Source organism: Staphylococcus sp. HMSC068G11 (assembly GCF_001815825.1).
Lineage (GTDB): Bacteria > Bacillota > Bacilli > Staphylococcales > Staphylococcaceae > Staphylococcus > Staphylococcus epidermidis.
The window spans coordinates 1-3,294 of the sequence record NZ_KV822078.1; the positions used below are offsets into that span (position 1 = coordinate 1).

The following is a 3,294-nucleotide window of genomic DNA, read 5'->3' on the forward strand; positions in this document are numbered from 1 at the left end:
TAGATTTCTTCATAGCTAATCTTAGTATGTTTTAAATGATTTAAATATTAGAATTTTGACAAATAATTAGAACAATCAATCGTTATCGCATACGTAGAGTAAAATAATCTACAATTTATAAAACTTCTTTCAAAATAAATTGTTAAATTTGATAGAAAGTAATTTGAAAATCAAATATTACAAAATGATTAATGTTTAATCATATGTTCAATAAAATACTTAGTGATACGATAATCATCAGTTAGTTCTGGATGGAAAGAAACACCGAGATATTGTCCTTGTTTGACGGCTACTATTTTATCTCCAACTTTACTAAGTATTTCCACTCCGTTATCCACTTTAGCAATATGAGGTGCTCTAATAAATACTCCCTCAATATCATTTGCTATCCCTTTAATATCAAGTTCAGATTCAAAGCTATCGACTTGTCTACCGAATGAATTACGCTCAACAGTTATGTCTAATTTCTTTAAATAACCAGACTCATTTTCAACATTTTTTGCAAGAACGATTAATCCAGCACATGTTCCAAACATTGGCATATCTAAATGTTGTAACTTTTCTTTAAATCCATATAAATCCATTAAACGACGTAATGTTGTTGACTCGCCACCAGGTAATATTAGACCATCAATTTCATTTAGCTGCTCTACTCTTTTTATAGCAATGCCTTCATAACCACTTAATTCAATATGACGAATATGTTCACGTACAGCACCTTGTAAGGCTAAAACACCAATTTTAATCATTACCAACCACGCTCTTGCATTCTTTCTTCTAGTGAAATTTGATTAATATCTAGACCTTTCATAGCCGTACCTAGCTCACTTGCCAATTTTCCAATTAACTCATAATCTTGATAATGTGTAGTAGCTTGAACGATAGCTTTAGCAAATTTTTCAGGATCTTCAGATTTAAATATACCTGAACCAACAAATACACCATCTGCACCTAATTCCATCATTAGTGCTGCATCCTGAGGCGTAGCAACACCACCAGCTGCAAAATTAACTACAGGAAGACGTCCATTATCTTTAATTTGTTTTAATACTTCATAAGGTGCACCCAAATCTTTTGCAAATGTCATAATTTCATCATCGTTCATAACTGTTAAACGGCTAACTTCAGAATTAACACGTCGCATATGACGAACAGCTTCAACTATATTACCAGTACCAGGTTCACCTTTCGTACGCAACATCGCCGCACCTTCACCAATGCGTCGTGCTGCTTCACCTAAGTTACGACAGCCACACACAAAAGGAACTGTAAATTGATCTTTTCTTAAATGATATTCTTCGTCTGCAGGTGTTAGTACTTCAGACTCATCTATATAGTCAACACCCATCGATTCTAAAACTCTCGCTTCTGTAATATGACCAATTCTGGCTTTAGCCATAACAGGAATTGAAACAGCATTCATAACTTCTTCAACTATTTTAGGATTTGCCATACGTGCAACACCACCAGCAGCACGAATATCTGATGGTACACGCTCTAATGCCATTACGGCAACAGCTCCGGCTTCTTCAGCAATTTTCGCTTGTTCTGCATTAACGACGTCCATAATGACACCGCCTTTTTGCATTTCAGCCATTCCTCTTTTCACTCGATCTGATCCTACTATTTTAGACATACTACTTACCCCTTTTCTTATTGATTAAATATATTTTACGAGATAAACTGATATTTAAAAAGGTTCAATTTGTACATAAAGATAGGGGTCAGTTAATTGAAAGTAAATCAACCACTTTATTTATCGTTATATGAAAAGTTAAAAAATCAAATTATCGAAGGTCAATATCAATCAAATGATAGATTTCCATCTAAACGACAGTTAAGTAACTATTTATCTGTTAGCCACACTACAATAGAACATGCATATCAATTACTTGTAGATGAAGGTTTCATTTATTCGAAACCTAGATCTGGATACTTCGTTTCCGATATAGAATCATTGCCAGTGATACATCGACAAACAAATCAATTAAACACTGATAACTTAGAAAAGAAGCAACGACAATATAAATATGCTTTTAATTTAGCTGAAATTGATTCTGAAAGTTTTCCTATGCATATTTTTAGAAAATATGCGAAAGACGTTTTTGAAGATCATCAGCTATCACTATTACAACGAGGTGAGCGTCAAGGAGAATATATTTTAAGGCAACAAATTTCACATTACTTATTTAATAGTCGTGGCGTCACTTGTCACCCAAATCAAGTTATTATTGGATCATCAACAAGCCAGTTACTCGATATGATAACCAATTTACTAAAAAAAGAAGAGTTTATTATTGAACAGCCAAGTTATCCACCAATTAAACATACGCTTGATAAAAAAGGTATAAGTTATATTCAGGTACCAGTTGAACAAAATGGAATACAAATCGATCCTATTTTACATACAAATAACAATATTTTATATATAACACCTTCTCATCAATTTCCAACTGGTTATGTCACCAATTTAAAAAAAAGAACGCAATTAATCAATTGGTCGCATCAAGCAAAGCAAAGATATATTATTGAAGATGATTATGATTCAGAATTTAGATATTTTGGCAAACCCATACCTGCATTACAAAGTTTAGACACAAAAGGAAAAGTCATTTATATTAGTACTTTCTCAAAATCTTTATATCCAAGCTGTAGGATTGCATATATTGTTTTGCCACAAAATTTAATGAACAAATATAATAATCAAAAATATAAAGAGGGAAATACAGTGCCAGTGCACATTCAACACATGGTTGCTCAATTCATGATAAGTGGGAAATTTGAAAGACATTTGAATAAAATGCGAAAGATTTATAGAGATAAACTTGATTATATTTTAAAACGATTAAAGCCATACAATACTCAAATAAAGATTGAAGGCGCACTAACTGGAATGCATTTTACAATAACTGTTAATAATGGATTGTCGATGAAACAATGTTTAAAAAATGCGAAAAAAAATAATTTAAAATTAAAACCTTATCATTACGAAAATTATTCTAAAGCTTATCCAAAATTTATTTTAGGATTTGGGGGGATAAAAAAAGAAGAATTAGAAGACCATGTTAATGCATTAATTCATTCACTCGTTATATAAATACTAGACTTTAAGAAACTTTAAAATGCTTTAATTATTGTTACGATACATTACAGTAATTAAAGCATTTAAGGTTAGATATGCTACTTAACCTTTATAAGCCACAAATGAAATTACCTCTTATAAAAGTTATTAAGTAGCTAATTTATTTATCAATACTTTCTTTTTTAGAACTCTTTTCATATAAAAAAAAGAGA

The 3,294-nt window shown here is 31.3% G+C and carries 3 protein-coding genes; 1 reads left to right on the top strand and 2 read right to left on the bottom strand.

Translation table 11 applies throughout. The features are described 5' to 3' along the window. Positions 1-188 precede the first annotated feature (188 nt). Both pdxT and pdxS read right to left on the bottom strand, forming a co-directional pair. Complete coding sequence (gene pdxT / locus HMPREF3058_RS06005) at positions 189-746, bottom strand: pyridoxal 5'-phosphate synthase glutaminase subunit PdxT (RefSeq protein ID WP_032603020.1); 558 nt, start codon at positions 744-746, stop codon at positions 189-191. A 2-nt stretch (positions 747-748) separates the two neighbouring features. Then, the gene (gene pdxS, locus HMPREF3058_RS06010) at positions 749-1,636 is read right to left on the bottom strand and encodes a pyridoxal 5'-phosphate synthase lyase subunit PdxS (RefSeq protein WP_001830030.1); all 888 of its coding nucleotides are present in this window, start codon (positions 1,634-1,636) and stop codon (positions 749-751) included. Between the two features lie 96 nt (positions 1,637-1,732). Between pdxS and HMPREF3058_RS06015 the strand changes: the two genes are divergently transcribed. After that, the gene (locus HMPREF3058_RS06015) at positions 1,733-3,097 is read left to right on the top strand and encodes a MocR-like pyridoxine biosynthesis transcription factor PdxR (RefSeq protein WP_002475570.1); all 1,365 of its coding nucleotides are present in this window, start codon (positions 1,733-1,735) and stop codon (positions 3,095-3,097) included. Positions 3,098-3,294: the final 197 nt, after the last annotated feature.

Excerpts from the sequence above, each read along its gene's own strand:
- pdxS (WP_001830030.1), bottom strand. The coding sequence starts at position 1,636 with ATGTCTAAAATAGTAGGATCAGATCGAGTGAAAAGAGGAATGGCTGAA.